The sequence below is a fragment of the Patescibacteria group bacterium genome (genome assembly GCA_041675205.1).
Taxonomy (GTDB): Bacteria; Patescibacteriota; Patescibacteriia; order GWA2-46-9; family GWA2-46-9; genus JBAYUF01.
Window position 1 is genome coordinate 138,346 of the sequence record JBAYUF010000003.1, and the last position, 16,377, is coordinate 154,722.

Annotated in this window: 23 protein-coding genes and 1 pseudogene; 22 read left to right on the plus strand and 2 right to left on the minus strand. The window is 44.5% G+C overall.

All coding sequences use genetic code 11. The features are described 5' to 3' along the window. Position 1 precedes the first annotated feature (1 nt). The 14 genes and pseudogenes from WC052_02860 (at position 2) to WC052_02925 (ending at position 11,012) form a co-directional block, all read left to right on the plus strand. The gene (locus WC052_02860) at positions 2-916 is read left to right on the plus strand and encodes a hypothetical protein (GenBank protein MFA7286572.1); all 915 of its coding nucleotides are present in this window, start codon (positions 2-4) and stop codon (positions 914-916) included. A 77-nt stretch (positions 917-993) separates the two neighbouring features. After that, positions 994-1,290, plus strand: a complete 297-nt coding sequence (locus tag WC052_02865) for a hypothetical protein (protein MFA7286573.1) — start codon at positions 994-996, stop codon at positions 1,288-1,290. A gap of 15 nt (positions 1,291-1,305) precedes the next feature. Continuing rightward, positions 1,306-1,761: an SRPBCC domain-containing protein gene (locus WC052_02870; protein MFA7286574.1), complete on the plus strand. Its 456-nt coding sequence runs from the start codon at positions 1,306-1,308 to the stop codon at positions 1,759-1,761. Next, positions 1,751-2,146, plus strand: a pseudogene (locus tag WC052_02875) (DUF1801 domain-containing protein). Before WC052_02870 ends, WC052_02875 begins: the two are co-directional and overlap by 11 nt. 244 nt (positions 2,147-2,390) lie before the next feature. Then, entirely contained in the window at positions 2,391-2,834 is a 444-nt protein-coding gene (locus WC052_02880) for an NUDIX domain-containing protein (GenBank protein ID MFA7286575.1), read from the plus strand. Positions 2,835-2,947: 113 nt separating this feature from the next. Next, on the plus strand, positions 2,948-3,406 hold the full coding sequence (locus WC052_02885; GenBank protein ID MFA7286576.1) for a hypothetical protein: 459 nt from the start codon (positions 2,948-2,950) through the stop codon (positions 3,404-3,406). A 107-nt stretch (positions 3,407-3,513) separates the two neighbouring features. Then, positions 3,514-4,128: an HAD family phosphatase gene (locus WC052_02890; protein ID MFA7286577.1), complete on the plus strand. Its 615-nt coding sequence runs from the start codon at positions 3,514-3,516 to the stop codon at positions 4,126-4,128. Next, positions 4,125-5,033 carry a phosphotransferase gene (locus WC052_02895; GenBank protein MFA7286578.1) on the plus strand — a complete coding sequence of 303 codons (909 nt, stop codon included), beginning with the start codon at positions 4,125-4,127 and terminating at the stop codon, positions 5,031-5,033. The genes WC052_02890 and WC052_02895 overlap by 4 nt, the downstream gene beginning before the upstream one ends. A 9-nt stretch (positions 5,034-5,042) precedes the next feature. Further along, positions 5,043-5,480 carry an NUDIX domain-containing protein gene (locus WC052_02900; protein ID MFA7286579.1) on the plus strand — a complete coding sequence of 146 codons (438 nt, stop codon included), beginning with the start codon at positions 5,043-5,045 and terminating at the stop codon, positions 5,478-5,480. Further along, complete coding sequence (locus tag WC052_02905; protein MFA7286580.1) at positions 5,481-7,898, plus strand: PEP/pyruvate-binding domain-containing protein; 2,418 nt, start codon at positions 5,481-5,483, stop codon at positions 7,896-7,898. 24 nt (positions 7,899-7,922) lie between these two features. After that, the gene (locus WC052_02910; GenBank protein MFA7286581.1) at positions 7,923-8,339 is read left to right on the plus strand and encodes an NUDIX hydrolase; all 417 of its coding nucleotides are present in this window, start codon (positions 7,923-7,925) and stop codon (positions 8,337-8,339) included. Positions 8,340-8,344: 5 nt separating this feature from the next. Then, positions 8,345-9,826 carry an RNB domain-containing ribonuclease gene (locus WC052_02915; GenBank protein MFA7286582.1) on the plus strand — a complete coding sequence of 494 codons (1,482 nt, stop codon included), beginning with the start codon at positions 8,345-8,347 and terminating at the stop codon, positions 9,824-9,826. Further along, complete coding sequence (locus WC052_02920) at positions 9,823-10,557, plus strand: class I SAM-dependent methyltransferase (protein MFA7286583.1); 735 nt, start codon at positions 9,823-9,825, stop codon at positions 10,555-10,557. Before WC052_02915 ends, WC052_02920 begins: the two co-directional genes overlap by 4 nt. A gap of 8 nt (positions 10,558-10,565) precedes the next feature. Then, a complete protein-coding gene (locus tag WC052_02925) occupies positions 10,566-11,012 on the plus strand; it encodes a hypothetical protein (protein MFA7286584.1) in 447 nt (148 codons plus the stop codon). A 16-nt stretch (positions 11,013-11,028) separates the two neighbouring features. Here the strand turns inward: WC052_02925 and WC052_02930 are convergent, their stop codons facing one another. Continuing rightward, complete coding sequence (locus tag WC052_02930; GenBank protein MFA7286585.1) at positions 11,029-11,424, minus strand: hypothetical protein; 396 nt, start codon at positions 11,422-11,424, stop codon at positions 11,029-11,031. 49 nt (positions 11,425-11,473) lie between these two features. On the opposite strand from WC052_02930, the gene WC052_02935 reads away from it, so the two are divergent. Beyond that, positions 11,474-11,902, plus strand: coding sequence for an SRPBCC family protein (locus tag WC052_02935; protein ID MFA7286586.1), 429 nt, complete (start codon positions 11,474-11,476; stop codon positions 11,900-11,902). Between the two features lie 8 nt (positions 11,903-11,910). Beyond that, on the plus strand, positions 11,911-12,411 hold the full coding sequence (locus WC052_02940; protein MFA7286587.1) for an NUDIX domain-containing protein: 501 nt from the start codon (positions 11,911-11,913) through the stop codon (positions 12,409-12,411). An 18-nt stretch (positions 12,412-12,429) separates the two neighbouring features. Here WC052_02940 and WC052_02945 read toward each other — a convergent pair whose 3' ends face one another. After that, positions 12,430-13,092: a hypothetical protein gene (locus tag WC052_02945; protein MFA7286588.1), complete on the minus strand. Its 663-nt coding sequence runs from the start codon at positions 13,090-13,092 to the stop codon at positions 12,430-12,432. Positions 13,093-13,128: 36 nt separating this feature from the next. Here WC052_02945 and WC052_02950 point away from each other — a divergent pair, with 36 nt between their 5' ends. From WC052_02950 to WC052_02975, 6 genes are all read left to right on the plus strand, one after another. Further along, positions 13,129-13,806 (plus strand): SDR family oxidoreductase, encoded by a 678-nt coding sequence (locus WC052_02950; protein MFA7286589.1) that lies wholly within the window; start codon positions 13,129-13,131, stop codon positions 13,804-13,806. Positions 13,807-13,846: 40 nt separating this feature from the next. After that, entirely contained in the window at positions 13,847-14,641 is a 795-nt protein-coding gene (locus tag WC052_02955) for a hypothetical protein (GenBank protein ID MFA7286590.1), read from the plus strand. Positions 14,642-14,650: 9 nt separating this feature from the next. Continuing rightward, positions 14,651-15,043, plus strand: coding sequence for a hypothetical protein (locus WC052_02960; protein MFA7286591.1), 393 nt, complete (start codon positions 14,651-14,653; stop codon positions 15,041-15,043). A 109-nt stretch (positions 15,044-15,152) separates the two neighbouring features. Then, positions 15,153-15,587: a pyridoxamine 5'-phosphate oxidase family protein gene (locus WC052_02965; protein ID MFA7286592.1), complete on the plus strand. Its 435-nt coding sequence runs from the start codon at positions 15,153-15,155 to the stop codon at positions 15,585-15,587. Positions 15,588-15,651: 64 nt separating this feature from the next. Further along, entirely contained in the window at positions 15,652-15,999 is a 348-nt protein-coding gene (locus tag WC052_02970; protein MFA7286593.1) for a hypothetical protein, read from the plus strand. Positions 16,000-16,064: 65 nt separating this feature from the next. After that, a complete protein-coding gene (locus WC052_02975) occupies positions 16,065-16,349 on the plus strand; it encodes a hypothetical protein (GenBank protein ID MFA7286594.1) in 285 nt (94 codons plus the stop codon). The last annotated feature ends 28 nt before the right edge of the window (positions 16,350-16,377 follow it).

Below are 16,377 nucleotides of genomic sequence, written 5' to 3' on the forward strand. Positions count from 1 at the left end.
TATGAACAAAAAACTAATTACCGTTGCACTTTTCTTGCTCCTGGTGCTAGCTGTTGCTTTCTCGCTCGCATATTTTTTCACCCCCAAGACGGGTATTCTCAACAAAGAAGACGCTATAAATGCTGTCATTCGGTTGCACCCCGAATTAGAAGCATATAAAACCACCTCGCTTCCACCGAGTTCTATTGAGACGAAAGAAGCAAGAGATGGATGGTATGTTGGATTCATTCAAAGCGGAAGCGGCGTGCCGGGAATATTAAATGCAAAGTGCTATAAGGTTGATGAAAAAAATGTGGCACCAGTCGGAACGTATGCGGGGGATAGCACTAGGACTACGAAAAGTATTGTACTTCAGACGTGCGAACCGGTATTCGCCGAACAACCAACTGAAACATTTTTGGCTTACGGTGACGTAGAACTTCAGTTGAATCAACTCGCCACATTTAAGGACATAGCAATTCGCCCACTTTCAATTGAAGAAGATAGTCGTTGTCCAAATGATGTGCAATGTATTCAAGCGGGAACAGTGCGCGTAAAAGTTGAAATTCTATCAGGTGTGAAATCAAGCACGAGCATTCTAAAGCTTGGAGAACGTTTTACGACTGAAGGCGAAATTATAACGCTGAATAGTGTCACGCCCGTTACTAATTCCAAAGTGAAGATTACTGATAAGGACTATCGTTTTGTTTTCAGTGTTGTTCAAGAGTTAGTAAAAAATCCGGATCCGGAAGGAAAATGTTTTGTTGGCGGATGTTCGTCACAGTTGTGTACAGACCAGCCAGACGCTGCATCAACCTGTGAATATAAGAGCCAGTATGCTTGCTTTAAAGCAGCAAAGTGCGAGAGGCAATCGAATGGCCAGTGTGGTTGGACAGAGACAGAAGAACTTTCCGCTTGTCTTGCAAAAGAGAACTAAGCCGGGCAAATCTCATAGTCTTCATTCAAGACTCCTTTCAGGAGTCTTGATGACTTTGCTATACTTACGGTAAGACAATGCTGAAAGAATACATACAATACATAAAAGACAATCCAGAGCACTATTGGTTTAAACGCAAGCTTTACGGCTGGGGCTGGACACCTGCTACCTGGCAGGGGTGGCTAGTTCTTGCGATATGGCTTGTACTCGTCTTGATGTTTGCGTTTACTCTCGACGAAAATTCGCCCACGCGCGAAGTAATGTTCACCTTTATTTTACCAGTTACTTTGTTAACCCTTACGCTTATTCGCATTGGTTACAAAACCGGTGAAAAACCTAGCTGGCAATGGGGATTACCAATCGATAAGAAATAATTAATAACAAACTATATGAAAGAAACACTGCATTTCGAAATTAACATTCAGGCTCCTGTAGAGAAAGTATGGGACACCATGTTGACGTTAGAAACTTACAAAGAGTGGACGAGTGTTTTTGAACCAACGTCTTACTATGAAGGGTCTTGGGAAAAGGGAAGTAAAATTCTGTTTCTCGGAGCAGGAGGCAGCGGCATGGTTTCGGAAATTGCTGAAAATATTCCGCATAAGTTTATTTCCATCAAACACCTGGGTCAGATGAAAGACGGCATTGAAGACACCACCAGCGACGAGGTAAAAAAATGGACTCCGGCATTTGAAAACTATACGTTTACTGATAACGGCACAGAAACACTGCTTGCGGTTGATATGGAAATGGAATCAACGCCAGAGTCGGTGGAATTAAAGGAACAATTTGAAGGCATGTGGCCAAATGCATTGCTGAAATTGAAAGAGATTTGTGAACGGTAATTTTTCGGCTGACACGAAAAAATACAATAAAGCACTTACTTCTGAGTACAGTAAGATCTGCGATGTACTGGCTCTGGAAATTTACCGTGCCCTACCCAAAGCAGAAAATAAAATCTGGCACAGGAGCCCGGTTTGGTTTATAGAAGGCAATCCAATTGTTGGGTACGACAAATTAAAAGACTGCGTGCGGCTTCTTTTTTGGAGTGGTCAGTCTTTCAAGGAAAAAGGCCTAAAGAAAGAGGGTAGTTTTAAAGCTGCTGAAATTAGGTATACTGCGGCTGAACAAATCAACATTAAAGATTTGAAACGTTGGTTGAAAAAAGCACAAACGATTCAGTGGGACTATAAAAATATTGTTAAAAGAAGGGGAGTGTTGAAGAAGGTTGTTCCCGCGAAGAAGTCTGTAATTGTTCGTGGTTTTACTATCAAGTATCACGCGAACGGGAGCACTGTTTGGTCGAAGGGAAAAATGAAACAGGGTAAGCCTGACGGCTTTTGGCAATGGTACCGCCCAGACGGAACACTTAAGCGTTCCGGCTATTTCAATGCAGGGGAGTCTGTAGGCAAGTGGACGACATACGACCAAAAAGGAAAAATCTACAAAGTGACTCAGAAATAGATTTAATGAAATGGATATCGTTACCTCAGATCGCTACAAACTGATCGCTTCCGTCTACCTGTTGTTCGTAAAGAATGACAAGATTTTGTTGCTCCTTCGAGCTAATACTGGGTATGAAGATGGCAAATATGGCCTTGTGGCTGGTCACCTTGAATCGGGTGAATCATTAACGAACGGCGCCATACGTGAAGCAAAAGAGGAATCCGGCGTTGTTATCGAGCCGAGTGATCTTGTGCTAAGAGCCACAATGCATCGCCGACAATTTGACGAGCGATTAGATTTCTTTTTTGAAGTAAAAAAATGGAGTGGGGAACTTAGGAATGCAGAGCCGGATAAGTGCGATGATTTGAGCTGGTTTCCGTTAGACGATCTACCGGCAAATACTATTCCGTATATTCGTCAGGCCATAGACTGCTACCGCAAGGATATTGGTTATTCTGAGTTTGGTTGGTAGCTCTGTTCTCTCTCCTTATTTTCCAAAGGACTTTCAAAAAATAAATTTTAACCATGACAACTTCTCATAAATTCAGTCCAATAGAAAACCGGGGTCAGCTATTAGAAGCGATAATGTATACACATTTTAAATGCTTTGAGCTCTGCAAAAATAATTTTGGGCGGTATCTTTCTGTTGCTGGCAATATCGGAATATTTTGTCACTTTGAAAACGAATACGAATTTCTTACAAAATTAAGGAAAGAGCTCACAGAGGAATCCAACAACTGGAATCAAAAGTATTATCGGCTTCTTGAACCCATTTTCATACCCACCAACGGTGACATACCGGAAACAGTGTATACATATCTATATATTCGGAAGCCGGATGAGCACACGGAAGTTGGTGATGTTGATTTCATTTTAGGCGTCGAAGAATTTAACGAATTAAAAAATTCTTTGCAGTCAGGCAAGGAGATGAAAGGTATTAGATTATTTAGTCGTCCGGATCTTGATCTAATAAGATTGTTTGATGCGTCCACAGACGTTCTTGCCTTTATTGGCAAGAAAAACATGGCTGAAAACATTTTATAAAGAGTGTTACACTGTAACAGGAAAAATTTAACCTATCTTTTTGTGCTTATCAGAAACAAGTACGCACAAAGACGAAATTATTATTCAGTCGTGATTGTCATTGTCTAATGGATTCCAAAGTCACAACGTTCATATTTGACTGCTTTGATGTCTTATTGGCACCAGTTGTTACCCGCTGGTATAGAGAAAACAGTGCCAAGTTAGGCTTCGTTGATGAAAACCTACAAGACATTTTACGGCAGTTTGACCTCGCGCTTTTATCTGAAGCCGATCTGATGGAGTATTTACTGAAGTATCCAGGCGTAAACTCTACAGTTGCAAAACTTCAAAGCGAAATTGATGCCCATCTCGAAATTGATGAGGCACTTGTAGTAGTAATTAAAAAGTTAAAAAACAAAAGCTTCAAGACCGCCTTATTGTCGAACGCCAACCATTCTTTCTTTGAAAGAAAAGTATATTCAACATATCCAGAGTTCAAAGGACTATTTGATGAGATAGTCATTTCTTCTGCTGTTAAGATGGTCAAGCCAGACAAAAATATCTATTTGTATACTCTTGCCAAAATTAATTCAAAGGCGGAAGAGTGTTTATTCATCGATGACAACAAAACCAACGTTGCCGCTGCGGTTGCATTAGGCATGAATGGTTACGTCTATACAGACTACAAATCCTTTGCAGATTTCATTACTGAATCAGGTATCGAGCTTGAGGCGGGCGTATGACAGAACAGGTGGCCGCCACAATTGAAATCGGTGGCAAATCATACGAACACGTAAAGACTCGAGAGTATACACCCGTTGCAATTTATAAATGCGACGGCGAGTTTCTACGTATTGCGCCAAAAGAAGTACTGACGCCAGAATTAACTTTACACAAAAAGATTTTGAGCTACGGCTTTCCTGTTCCGAACATTCTCGCCGAGGGTGAATTGGATGGAATGCTTTACTACACAGAGCAGTCGTTTGGGGACAAATTACTAGGCGACCTGTTTTGGGAAGACTGTAAACAAGGTGGTGAAATATCTAGCGAGCATTTTAATTTTTTTCTAAACGTTTCAGAGAAGTTTGCTTTAGCGCAATTAAAAACTGCAATTGATGACAAGGACGACGAAGGTTTTTACATGGGCATTCACGTTAATGATATAATCGAAGAACTTCCAAAGTTAGAGACCACCGTTATTGCTGCGTTCGAAAAGACGAAGGAGAGAACTAGAGCTTTGCCAACGGTTCTGACTCACGGTGACTTAAATGCCCATAACATGTTTCAGGCTGGAATAATTGATCTTGGCAGTACCCACACGGCTCCAGCTGGGTATGATTTAATCGGTAATATCTACCATACCTACAATTTCCCTAAGACTGGGGAGTATGAAAGTATGAGAAGGTATGATTTCACAGCGAATCAAATTAGTGAGTACCTTAGAGTAATTGATGCGATTTATACTGAAAGTGGTTTGCCAAGGTTAATCGACTTTAAAGATGATTTCATTTTCGCGAAGTCCGTTTGGTCTACTGTGAGAATGTACAGATATCCGAAACTGAAGAAGTGGCGCCAAGACCGTTTTAAGAAGATTTTGGTCAGCTACCTCAATGGGCAACCTCTGGCGCAAATAATTTTTGAGTCATAATCAACTACTATGCCACTTGACGACAAGGAACAATATTACGTCGCAGTCAAAGTCTTTTTAAAGAAGGACGGCAGGCTGCTTATTATGAAAGACAAGTTCGGCGACTGGGACTTGCCGGGTGGCAGAATTAGAAAAGATGAATTTTCTGTACCGCTTCAAGACGTGGTTGAACGAAAAATGCTTGAAGAACTTGGGGGCGACATTCGTTATACAATTGGTAAACCAGTGGTGTTTATGCGCCACGAGCGTGTTGAGCAAGTACCAGGTAATCCAACCGTACGTATTTTTGCTATTGGATATGAGGGCACGCTTGAAAGTGGTGAAATAGTACCGTCAGAGTTGCACCCCGAGGTATTGTGGGTTGATCCGAAAAGTTTTAGGCCAGAGGATTACTTTACCGGCGGCTGGCTTACTGGTGTCAAAGAGTATTTAAATCAAAGTATATAGATGACCTGGATTAAACCATTTTCAGAGATTTCCAAAGATGACGCCGCTATAGCGGGTGGCAAGGGCGCTTCTTTGGGAGAAATGACCCAGGCCGGTATACCCGTGCCAGAAGGTTTTGTGTTGCTTGCAACGGCATTCGAGTCTTTTTTTGAAAAAACTAGTCTTGCTACTGAGGTAGCTGCTATCCTCAAAACCGTTCGGGCTCAAGATATGAAAACAATTGAGCATGCTTCCGAGCAAGCGCAGTCACTTATTCTTCAAAAAGAAATACCAGAAGATATTGTCAAAGAAATTGAGAAAGAATTTTCTAAACTCGGTGCAGAGTTTGTGGCCGTTCGTTCGAGTGCCACTGCGGAGGACAGCGCCGAGGCAGCATGGGCTGGCCAGCTCGATACATTCTTGAATACAACAAAAGATACGCTGCTAGAGAATGTGCGCCGATGCTGGGCGTCACTTTTTACACCAAGAGCAATTTTCTATCGTATTGAAAAGGGTTTACTTACGGCAAAGATTTCTGTGGCAGTTGTTATTCAAAAAATGGTACAGAGCGAAGTGTCTGGCGTAGCGTTTTCTGTTCATCCAGTCACTGAAGACAGGAATCAAATGATTATTGAAGCCGGGTTCGGGCTAGGAGAGGCTATTGTTTCAGGACAAATTACACCAGATTCATACGTGATTACGAAAATACCGTTTGCCATTTCTGACAAGAATATTTATTTTCAGAAACAACTTCTGCGCAAAGCAAAAGGTGTAGGCAATGAGTGGCATGAGCTCAACGAAAAGGCGGGAAGCAAACCCGCGCTGTCTGACAAGCAGGCGCTGAGGCTGGCGAAAATAGTTGTCGGCATTGAGGAACACTACGGCGTACCATGTGATATAGAGTGGGCTTTTGAGGCCGATCAATTCTTCATTACTCAGAGCAGGCCAATAACAACGCTACATAATGATACTGGTGAAAAGAAACATGCTTATGAGTTTTCTTGGGGCGAGAGGCATTCAATTATTTCAGCGGAATCTTGGTTGAGAGGATATATTTCTTTGCGTGATGTCATTGGAAACGAGAACATGAATGTTTTTCTGTACGTTAATAAAGGTCAGGTAAATACATATAATTCAAAAGAAGATTTGCCAGTAGCCATAGAATCTGGAAGAGAGGTGCTTAATCACAAATTCTTAAAAAAGCACCTAAAGAATACATTTACAATTCGGGAAAAGTTTAAAGGGTTAGCTGAAAAAGTTAATAAAGTAAAAATGCCGAAGGCCTCGGATGAGGAGTTGCTCTCATATTTTGTGGCCTATCAAGATTTATTTGATAAAACTTGGTCCTGGTTTAAAGTTTCTCAGCCTGAGTATCTTGAATTAGCAAAGGAAAAACTGGAAGAATTAATCAATGAAAGAAAAATTCTAAATCCAAATGAAGTATTTATAATCTTAACGAAGCCCACTGAGATTGATTTAATAAAAGAAGAAGAGTTGGCTGCTCTCAAGTGCTCGCTTGGAAAGGTTAGTGGCGAAAAATTGTTGCGACATGCAGCGCAATATCCTTGGTTATGTTTCAACACTTATGACCAAAGTACAATTCTGAAATTTTTAGAAAAAAAATTTGCCGATTTGGCACAAATTCCGGTTGCGGAAAGAAGAAAGAAAATTGAATCCATAGAACTTGAAATCCAAGAGCATCGAAGTAATCGTGACGCTCTTTTAAGGGAACTTGGAAGCGATAGCGATGTGAAGTATTTATCATCTGTTTTTGGCACCCTTGCTGTTGATCGTTTAAGAATGAAAGCGTGGTGGGGTGGCGCTGAATATTTGTTTCTGCCACTTTTTCAAGAAATTGCTAAGCGGGCAGGCGTTTCAGTTGAGGATTTATTTATGGGCTACAAAATTGAAGATATTATTGAGCTACTTCAAAATCGGAATTATCTTGACAATCGGACTATTGCTGAACGAAAAGAAATATATGCCATTGCCATCGAAGAGGGGAAAATGAGGTTTTATGAAAAAGACGAGGCTCAAGATATTTTTTATTCAATCATAGGCTCACAAAAGACATCCATTAATTCATCTGACACAATTAGAGGTGTTATTGCTAATACTGGTAAAGCAGAAGGCAGAGTCAAAGTTATTGTAGTTGAAGATTTAAAGACTCTGATTGCAGACATGGATAGATTTGAAAAAGGGGACATCATGGTAACAACCATGACTCAGCCTACAATGGTCTCATTGGCTCGCAAGGCAGCTGCAATCGTAACTGACGAAGGTGGAATAACGTCACATGCCGCCATTTTGGCTAGAGAGTGCAATATTCCGTGCATCGTGGGTACCAAAATGGCCACACAAATCCTGAAGGACGGTGATATTGTTGAAGTGGATGCTGAAATAGGTGTTGTAACCATAATAGAAAGAGAGTCTGATTAAATTATTCCGTGATAAACTACTAGAATGACTCAGATTCCAGAGTGTTTTTATCGCGTAAGTATAAAGGGGTTAATACTCGACGAAACTCGAACCAAGTTTCTTGTTTGTCTTGAAGACAATGGCTTGTGGGAACTACCGGGCGGGGGATTAGATTGGGGCGAATCAATCGAGAACTGTCTGAAGCGTGAAATTAAGGAAGAGATGGGCCTCGACACTACGTTCATTAGCACGCACCCACTATACTTCACGACAAGCATTAGTTTAAGAAATACCTGGTTTGTTAATGTTATCCATGAAGTAAAGGTTAAAGATTTAAATTTCAATCCTTCCGACGAATGCCGGGAAATTCGGTTTGTTTCACCAGAAGATTTGGCGTCTATAAATGTTTACAATAGTGTGAAAGAATTAGGACTACAGTTCGATAGTTCAAGACATATATAACTTTTATGCATGATTCTCACCCGAGCGGCAGAGACCGACTACGGCGGATAGCACACAGGGTAATGTTGCAACGTGGTTTGCAGCCAGATTTTCCACCGGCCGCAATTAGTCAAACTGATAAAATAACCGCTCCGGCGAAGGCAACTGACGCATCGGTCAAAGATTTACGCCACTTGCTGTGGGCTTCAATTGATAACGATGATTCGCGAGACCTCGACCAACTTTCGGTTGCCGAGTCATTGCCGGATGGCAGCACGAAGATATTTGTCGCCATTGCGGATGTTGATGCGCTGGTAAAGAAAAATACGGCCATTGATTTGCATGCTTTAAAAAATACAACGTCTGTGTACACGGCTGGCGAAATATTTCCAATGTTGCCGGAAAAACTTTCAACGAATCTTACCTCGCTCGCTGAAAAAGAAGAGCGACTAGCCATAGTTGTTGAAATGACCGTTGCAGAAGACGGACAAGTGACCTCGTCCGACATATATCAAGCGCTTGTTTTTAACCACGCGCAGCTGGCGTATAACGCTCTAGCTCTTTGGCTGGAAGGCACGGGGCCGGCCCCAGAGAAACTAGAGGCCGTGCCGGGGCTCGCTGAGCAACTGCATCTTCAAGACAAAGCAACCCAGGCGCTTCGGCAAATACGACATCAGCATGGTGCATTGCAGCTAGAAACAGCCGAGGCGAGAGCAGTATTTGAGGATGATGTACTGATGGATCTTCGACCAGAGGAGCGGAACAGGGCGAAAGATATTATCGAAGACTTCATGGTGGCGGCGAACGGTGTTACCGCTAAGTTTCTTGAAAAAAATAACTATGCGTCGCTGCGCCGGGTGCTCAGAACACCAAAACGATGGGACAAAATTGTGCAGCTTGCGGCAGCACTTGGTCACCAACTACCAGCAACACCAAATGCAGCAGCGCTCGATGTGTTTCTTGATGTTCGTCGAAAAGCCGAGCCGAGTACGTTTCCTGATCTCTCGTTGTCCGTCGTAAAGCTCCTTGGCTCTGGTGAATATGCCCTGGAACTACCAGGCGAAGACGTGGAAGGGCACTTTGGTTTAGCGGTTCGAGATTACACGCACTCTACTGCCCCAAATCGTCGCTATCCAGACCTTATTACCCAGCGACTGTTGAAAGCGGCACTCGCCAAAGAACCATCACCGTATACAAACGACGAGCTCGTCGTTATGGCCATGCATTGCACTGAGCAAGAAGATAATGCCCAAAAAGTTGAGCGACAGGTACGGAAATCTGCCGCAGCGCTACTCCTTGCCAGGCGCATTGGGGAGCACTTTGACGCCATTGTTACCGGCGCCTCAGAAAAAGGTACGTGGGTACGAATAACTAACCCCGTAGTTGAAGGAATGCTGGTGCGAGGCATTACGGGCTTAGACGTTGCCGATCACATTCGCGTGCGACTTATTCGCACGGATGTAGAGCATGGCTTTATTGATTTCGAAAGAATAGGAACGAAAGGATGAATACAACGACCTCATTCAATTCACTCGCAGCTGTTTGGAACGAGCGAGTAGGGGACGTGGGACTTTGTATTGGAGGAGTCTCAATAAAAGAAACCTTAAAGCTTGTCGGTAACCTCAAAAACAAACGGCTATACGATATAGCCTGCGGCAATGGTCTTTTGGCTCGTAAGTTTATAAAGTCGGGTGCTAAAGAGGTCTATGCGTCTGATATTGCACCGGCGCTTATACGGATTGCTCAGGAGGAATACAATGCTGACGGCATTACCTATTTAGTAAGGGACGGTAGCAACTTTAAGGACATTCCAAAGAATTATTTTGATACGGTCGTTATTCATCAAGGAATTTTCTATATTTCAGATATACGGAAATTAATGAAAGGAGTATCGACTATTCTCAAACCCGGCGGTACTTTTGTGTTTACGTTACCGCACCCGCTGGCACTAGAGGCAAGGGTCGCCTCAGGTAAAGTAAGAAAAAATTTGAAGGAACTGCTGAAGGTGCAGGAGAATTATTTGAAGTCATATAGTGTGATTGTAAAAAAGGAGTGCCTCGGTAAAAATGTGACATACAAAACGTACAAACGTTCACTGAGTTACTATGTTAATCTGTGTGGAAATAACAACCTGCACATCAGCGCTATGTGTGAGTTTTTTTCAAAGGCGAAAGGTTTGAATGGTAAATCTTCTCGGATTCCACATTACATGGTGATCAAGGCAATTAAGGCGGCGTAGTTCTTCAAATGAAAAAAAGAAAGTCGATCACCATTTGCACGAGCGCTTCTTTCTTTAAAGAGGCGCTACGGGTTGAGGAAGAATTGAATGCACTTGGGTTTGCGGTGAAGTTGCCATACACCGCTAGTGTCATGAAAAAGACCGGGGATTTTAAAGTGTCTACTTACAAAACGTGGTTTAAAGATGCCTCAACGTATAGTCGAAAGTCCTGGCTCATAAAGAATCACCTTCGAAAGGTGATTGCCGGGGACGCCGTTTTACTGCTGAACTATGAGAAGAACGGAATGCCGGGCTATATTGGTGGCAACACGCTCATTGAGGCGGCGATAGGTTTTCATTACAAAAAGCCACTCTTTATCCTGAATCCCATTTCAGATGAGCTTAGTTTTAAAGAAGAAATTCTGGGTATGCAGCCGGTATTTTTAAATGGGGATGTAAAGAAAATTTCCTTTTAGTATTTCCAGCTCGAATTTATTGTTCGGGTATGAATATAGCCGGATAAAATTCAGTAAATTTTTTTAAACGAGCTTCGTCACCGCTTAGTTCTAAAACAGCAGCGAGGATATGCTGATCGCTCAATTGGTCTGGCCGAGCGCCCTGCTCAGATTCCTGTGACTCGTTCGCGGTTGGAGCAACGGGAAATGGTTCCCGCAGGGCGCAGTACAAAGAGACTTCCCCCGAGCTCACCTCTATGTCGGCAGACTCGGCCATATGTTCAGCCTGTATTTTTGATGCGTTGCGAAATTTGTGCTCTGGATCTGCTACCAGTCTTCGGGCTTCCTCCAAAGCCTTGGCGTTTAATTCAATATGAAACGAGACGACTGAATCAGGTGAATATTGTTCTGACTGTTCATGGGAATGCATCATAGCTATAATAGTAGGAGCTTCAGAAAAATACGCAATACTCAGTAGAAATATGAATAAACCGCAAATAATTATGTTGACCGTTGAAACAGCTATAGACGCCGTTCCCGAGCAGGTATGGCATTATTGGACTGAGCCAGAGCACATTACAAAATGGTGCCACGCGTCAGAGGATTGGCACGCGCCCAGCGCAACGAATGACGCACGGGTGGGTGGGAGATTCAAAACAGTAATGGCCGCGAGGGACGGGAGCACCGGGTTTGATTTTGAGGGAACCTACACAGTAGTTGAGCAACCTCACAAAATCGAATACGCAATGGACGACGGAAGAAAGGTTGTTATTGATTTTTTGGCCGAGGGCAACATGACAAAAGTGATTGAGGCGTTTGATACTGAAAACGAAAATTCGTTAGAAATGCAAAAGGACGGCTGGCAGTCGATTTTGAACAACTTTAAAAAATACGTAGAGTCGCAAAAATAATTAAGATAATGTCAAAACCAAAAATTATCATCGTAGATGACAATGACGTTCCGATTGGTCTCATGAACCGAGAAGAGATAGACCCCACGAAAGATAACTATCGATGTGCCGGTATTTGGGTTACCAATGCAAAGGGTGAAGTGTTAATCGCCCAGCGAAAGTTTACGAAGCACGTTGACCCAGGTAAGTGGGGCCCCGCGGCGGCTGGAACCGTTGACGAGGGGGAAACGTATGAATCAAATGCGCATAAAGAGCTGGAAGAAGAACTTGGCATTACTGATGTTACGTTTACGCTTGGTCCAAAAAGATTTGTAACTTCACCGAGAAGATATTTCGTCCAGTACTTTATTTGTGAAATAGATAAACCCGTAACCGATTTTATAATTCAAGAAGATGAAGTTGAGAAAATTGAATGGATTAGTAAAGCAGTGCTGTTGCAGGATCTCAAAGACCACCCTGAAAAATACTTACCGCATTTTTCGGAGAGCGTGAGCCTCGTTATTTCATAGGTCACCACTGTTTTTTCGTTACGGCTGAACGACAACTGTTTTTGTCATTCGATCAACAAGGCCATCAACATCAAACGATTCTCGCTCAGCTAGGCACTCGGTCTTTTGTGGGTCGTCGTAGTTTAAGCACTGCACGGCTCGCAGGCTGAAGGTAAAAGCAATGAGTTTATTCTTCTTCTGTTCGCCGACATAGGTGTAGGTGGTGTATACACTGCCAGCTGCGCCTTCACTTTGTGTGGTGACGCAATACGTGCGGTCGTCAACCATGCGTTTTTCAACCGAGCCGCCTTTTCTGTTTTCGTTACCTCCCGAGGTGCAACCCAGTGGCCCGTCGAACAGGTTTACGATTGGTGGCCACTCGGCCGCGGTAATATATTTTGAAGCAAGCACCTCTGGGTATTTAAAGGTAACACCGAGGTCATTGTCGGTTGCTATTTCCCAGCCATCTTCTGGCGGAGCGGGGGAGTCTACTACCTCAGGGCAAGTTGCAAATTCACAGTTTGGCCCAGTGCGGCCTACGTAAGAGCCGTCGGGACATAGTTTTGCCTCCTGAGTGCATTGTGTGTAGTCCGGTTCTTTTGCCGTTTTTGGCCACAGTACGAACGCAATGCCAACGAGCAAAAGCACACCAAATAGTGAGAAGAGAGCCTTTCGTTGATTTGAATAGTGTTCTACTACCATAGTTCTACAGTAGCACGTTTATGCTATCATCACGCCATGAAAACAGTATTGATAACCGGTGTTAGTCGCGGCATTGGTTTAGCCACGGCAAAAAAGTTTTTAGAAAATGGTTGGCAAGTAATTGGTACGTTTAATAAAACTGCCGTTCCAATGACTCACCCAGGCCTCGTTAGTATTAAGCTCGATATAACATCTGAAGAAAGCATTGCGAAGGCCGTTGAGAGCATCCAGCAGGTAGCGCCACACCTTGACGTACTCATTAATAATGCAGGGGTAAGCGCAGACGCATTTGAAACTTCGCCAAACATGCAAACAGTGCGGGCGACTTTTGAGACAAATGTCTTCGGGCTAATGACGCTTACTGAAAAATTACTGCCCGGAATTGTAACCAGTGGTCACATTGTAAACGTTAGTTCTCGCTACGGTGCATTCTCTTTTGCAATCGACGGGCCGGACTCTACGGCGTACAGGATGTCAAAAGCCGCACTTAATATGTATACTCGAACACTCGCATTTCGATTAAAAAAGAAAGGCGTCATCGTTTCTGCTATTCATCCAGGGTGGGTGAAGACGGACATGGGTAATTCTGCTGCCACTGAAAAGGAAAAGCCCACGATAGAGCCCGAAGAAGCGGCAAACGAAATTTACAATCTAATAATGAACAAAAGTGAGTCTGGTCAGTTTTGGCAATTTGGTAAACAAAGAGAGTGGTAGAAGTGTGGATTTAGTATTGACAAAAGCGTAGAAAATTGATTTGATACATGGTCAACCATTGGGGTTGGCTACACTCCCTACCGTTCACTTAACAACCACAGGCTACGGTACTGAGTTGTTTTTTGATTGGACTGAGGAGAATTGCTTCTACGGAAGCGGAGGAAACGAAAGCATGGACTTTGAAAACTTCCACATCGAGTGGCTACTTGTGCCGCTCGTTTTCATCTTCAGGGCGACGAACTTCGTCCTGTCGCTCCACTGGGGCTGGTGGATCGGCGGTCTCAGCGTCGCCGTGTTCATCGCCCGTTGGCAGTGGCGGGTGAGTCGTCGCCACAAGTTGGCTCTTGCCTACGAGGCAAGCCACGCGAACAGCTTGGCCGAGAGACAGCTTCAAGAGGCAGTTCGTGATGAGTGGTTGTGCCAGAACACGCTCCAGCTCTACTTCAACGCCATAGGCGGATTGATAGCGGTCATGACGCCTCGGCAATATGCCGAGTGCACCCGAATCACCGACGCACAACGCGTGGATGGACGCTGGGAGTCTCAGACCGTTCTCGTTCCGTGGCTGCCAACGGTTCTGTTTGCGACAGACTCCGCCTATGAACTGTGCGGGCCATCGATGCCCAAATGGGTGGAACGACCGTTCTTGGTCAGTCACCTGACCCAGCTGCAGGAACGGTACAACATTCACATGGTTCACAAGGTGGATATTTTTGTGCCATACGTTAACGAGGCTCTCGCTCCGTTCGATGAGCACAAATCGAACTCTTCGCCCCTTAGCCCCCGGCAGCTGCTCATCTACCCGCAGTTGCCCAGCAATCTGCACCCGTTCTAGGAGGATGCCATGAACCCGATTGATTTCTTTTTCATGCTTTTCGAGCATTTCGGCTCCATGGGGTCGGTCACAACCTGGGGTGTGCCCTACGCGCGAAATGCGGAGGGCCTTCAGTCCTTCAACATCGTGGTCACGAATATGCCGGCCGATTCTCGTTTGGCCAACGGATGCCACGCGTGTTATTTCGACACGTGGCGCTGGAAAGTGCGGGACGGCGTCAAAGTCATCGATGTCGACGATGAGCCAGACCTCGGGCTGGTCATTGCGGATTCGTGCTACGGGGAGCTGGAGGACTCCCTAAGGTACTTCGCCGGCTGCTTGTTGCCCCTCAATGGTGAGCCGCCTCTTCCGGCCGATGCGGCACTCCTCAAGGGTGCGTTCATCAACGCGCGCAGGCAGTAGGAGCCGGTTGGCGTGCAGTTCAATAGCGGCGGCGGTTCTCTAACCAGAACTGCCGCCGCTAAAAGTTTACAGCGTGGGTAATGCAGCTACTTTGTGTTAAAATACACCTATGAAGAGCGAAATATTTGACTATCTAAATTCTCAGCGGGTTGGTGTTTTGGCAGTGGAAATGCCAGACGGCTCGCCCCATGGGGCGACTGTTCACTTTGCCTACACGGAGGAACCGTTCGTTTTCTTTTTTGAAACGAATCGCGATTATCGAAAAACCGAGGCATTGTTTGCGAAGACAACAGTTCGAGCATCGTTTGTAGTGGGTACCGATGAGCTAGCGAAAAAAACAATGCAGCTAGATGGTATAGCAACGTTACTGCGTGCAGAGGAGAAAGAAATATATGATCATGTGTACTTGGCCAAGTATCCAGAAAAAATCAAGAAGTCGCTCGACCCCAAAGCAGTATTTTTCAAATTCACTCCAACCTGGTGGCGTTATACCGACTGGGCGCACATAAGCGCGTCGGGCACCCCAATAATCGTAACGTCGTGAGCACTGTTTTAAAAAATGACAAATACCGTCGGACGCGTGGTGGGCACGCGCGAATACTTGATATTTGCTGCGCCAACTGTTGTACACATTTGTTCTATTATCAAAAGGATGGGGCAGGGCATTTAAAAAGAATGTACCTCGACAGGATTGTTGGGCAAAAACTTCAGCAAAAGAATTTATCATGCCCGAAGTGCAAAGAGCTTATTGGTGTTGCTACGGTATACAAGAAAGAGAACAGGCCAGCAATTCGATTGTTTGTGGATTCTGTAACAAAGAAACAATACCGCTTGGTGGCGTAGCAACGTTAGTCGACATAGACAAGAAAGAAGTTGATTATTCTCTTCACCTCTCTAAGTTCCCCCAAAAATATAAGCGTCTCTTTATCCCATCTAGCAGAGGCAGTTTCTATTGATATTCTGATTACGACTTGATAACCTTTGCTAGACCCAAACTATTGGGGTTACAGGAGGAACGAACTTGAAACTGGAAATCGGAAAGAAGCCAACACCAACCCTCGTCGTGAGGCCGCTCGGGCAACTGAAGCCTGGAGACTGTTTCAGGTACCACGATGGTGAGTGCCTCGAAACGCTGCTGCTGGATGAAAACCCCGCCGTTTTCATGGTCGTCCCAGGCACTCCCGCTGATGCTGATCGAGTTACCGTCTTTCCCCTCGACGGCAGGTCGGGAGTCAGCAAGAAAGACAGTGACCGCAAGGTCGTGCTGGTGGAGGCGACCGTGGTCCTGCGCGACGCTCGACGCTGAGTCGGCGGTTTGGTCATTCTGTGGGGGC

What these genes read in the sequence shown, in the direction of transcription:
- WC052_02950 (MFA7286589.1), top strand. Translation starts at nt 13,129, where the DNA reads ATGAAAACAGTATTGATAACCGGTGTTAGTCGCGGCATTGGTTTAGCC.
- WC052_02925 (MFA7286584.1), top strand. Translation starts at nt 10,566, where the DNA reads ATGAAAAAAAGAAAGTCGATCACCATTTGCACGAGCGCTTCTTTCTTT.
- WC052_02860 (MFA7286572.1), top strand. Translation starts at nt 2, where the DNA reads ATGAACAAAAAACTAATTACCGTTGCACTTTTCTTGCTCCTGGTGCTA.
- WC052_02880 (MFA7286575.1), top strand. Translation starts at nt 2,391, where the DNA reads ATGGATATCGTTACCTCAGATCGCTACAAACTGATCGCTTCCGTCTAC.
- WC052_02920 (MFA7286583.1), top strand. Translation starts at nt 9,823, where the DNA reads ATGAATACAACGACCTCATTCAATTCACTCGCAGCTGTTTGGAACGAG.
- WC052_02960 (MFA7286591.1), top strand. Translation starts at nt 14,651, where the DNA reads ATGAACCCGATTGATTTCTTTTTCATGCTTTTCGAGCATTTCGGCTCC.
- WC052_02915 (MFA7286582.1), top strand. Translation starts at nt 8,345, where the DNA reads ATGCATGATTCTCACCCGAGCGGCAGAGACCGACTACGGCGGATAGCA.
- WC052_02895 (MFA7286578.1), top strand. Translation starts at nt 4,125, where the DNA reads ATGACAGAACAGGTGGCCGCCACAATTGAAATCGGTGGCAAATCATAC.
- WC052_02965 (MFA7286592.1), top strand. Translation starts at nt 15,153, where the DNA reads ATGAAGAGCGAAATATTTGACTATCTAAATTCTCAGCGGGTTGGTGTT.
- WC052_02935 (MFA7286586.1), top strand. Translation starts at nt 11,474, where the DNA reads ATGAATAAACCGCAAATAATTATGTTGACCGTTGAAACAGCTATAGAC.
- WC052_02905 (MFA7286580.1), top strand. Translation starts at nt 5,481, where the DNA reads ATGACCTGGATTAAACCATTTTCAGAGATTTCCAAAGATGACGCCGCT.
- WC052_02930 (MFA7286585.1), bottom strand. Translation starts at nt 11,424, where the DNA reads ATGATGCATTCCCATGAACAGTCAGAACAATATTCACCTGATTCAGTC.
- WC052_02940 (MFA7286587.1), top strand. Translation starts at nt 11,911, where the DNA reads ATGTCAAAACCAAAAATTATCATCGTAGATGACAATGACGTTCCGATT.
- WC052_02870 (MFA7286574.1), top strand. Translation starts at nt 1,306, where the DNA reads ATGAAAGAAACACTGCATTTCGAAATTAACATTCAGGCTCCTGTAGAG.
- WC052_02890 (MFA7286577.1), top strand. Translation starts at nt 3,514, where the DNA reads ATGGATTCCAAAGTCACAACGTTCATATTTGACTGCTTTGATGTCTTA.
- WC052_02885 (MFA7286576.1), top strand. Translation starts at nt 2,948, where the DNA reads ATGTATACACATTTTAAATGCTTTGAGCTCTGCAAAAATAATTTTGGG.
- WC052_02900 (MFA7286579.1), top strand. Translation starts at nt 5,043, where the DNA reads ATGCCACTTGACGACAAGGAACAATATTACGTCGCAGTCAAAGTCTTT.
- WC052_02910 (MFA7286581.1), top strand. Translation starts at nt 7,923, where the DNA reads ATGACTCAGATTCCAGAGTGTTTTTATCGCGTAAGTATAAAGGGGTTA.
- WC052_02945 (MFA7286588.1), bottom strand. Translation starts at nt 13,092, where the DNA reads ATGGTAGTAGAACACTATTCAAATCAACGAAAGGCTCTCTTCTCACTA.
- WC052_02865 (MFA7286573.1), top strand. Translation starts at nt 994, where the DNA reads ATGCTGAAAGAATACATACAATACATAAAAGACAATCCAGAGCACTAT.